Source organism: Nocardiopsis codii, from assembly GCF_036327455.1.
Classification (GTDB): domain Bacteria; phylum Actinomycetota; class Actinomycetes; order Streptosporangiales; family Streptosporangiaceae; genus Nocardiopsis; species Nocardiopsis codii.
Map to the genome: position 1 here is coordinate 1 of NZ_JAUZMY010000092.1, position 567 is coordinate 567.

Here is a 567-nt window from a genome sequence, read left to right on the forward strand (position 1 = left end):
GGGGGTTGGGGGTGAAGTGGGTGGCGGTGAGGGCGGGTTGGTGGGTGTAGCCGCGGGCGAGTCCGGTGCCGGTGATGTAGAGCTCGCCTTGGACGCCGGGTGGGACGGGTTGGAGGTGGTGGTCCAGGAGGAGCAGGCCGGTGTGGTGCATGGCCTTACCGAGCGGGATGGGCCCGGCGGGTCTGTGAACGGGTGCCTGGGCCGGATGCGCGGTCTCGCCCTGCTGGATCTGTCCGTCGGGTGCTTTGACAGGGGCCGTGGTCCCGCCGGGTGGGACCGGCCTGTCGGGTCCTTGGACGGGGGCCTGGGTGTCGGTGTTGCTCTGCGGGGCCTGTCCGTTGGGTCTGTGGGTGTGGGTCCAGGGTTGTTGGCTGGCGCACAGGGTGGTTTCGGTGGGCCCGTAGGTGGTGCGCACGATCATGTGGGGGTGGGTGGTCAGGAGGTGGTTGACGGCGGTGGGGGAGATGGTGTCTCCGCCGGTGGTGACCTCGGTGAGTCCGGTGAGGCTGTGGACGTCTTCTTCGACTACGACGCGGAACATGCCGGCGGTGAGGCTGAGGTGGGTGA

At 69.3% G+C, this 567-nt stretch carries 1 protein-coding gene; it reads right to left on the reverse strand.

The features are described 5' to 3' along the window. The coding region (locus tag Q8791_RS31770) for an AMP-binding protein (RefSeq protein ID WP_330095555.1) at positions 1-541 on the reverse strand (541 nt) is incomplete at its 3' end. Between the last annotated feature and the right edge of the window lie 26 nt (positions 542-567).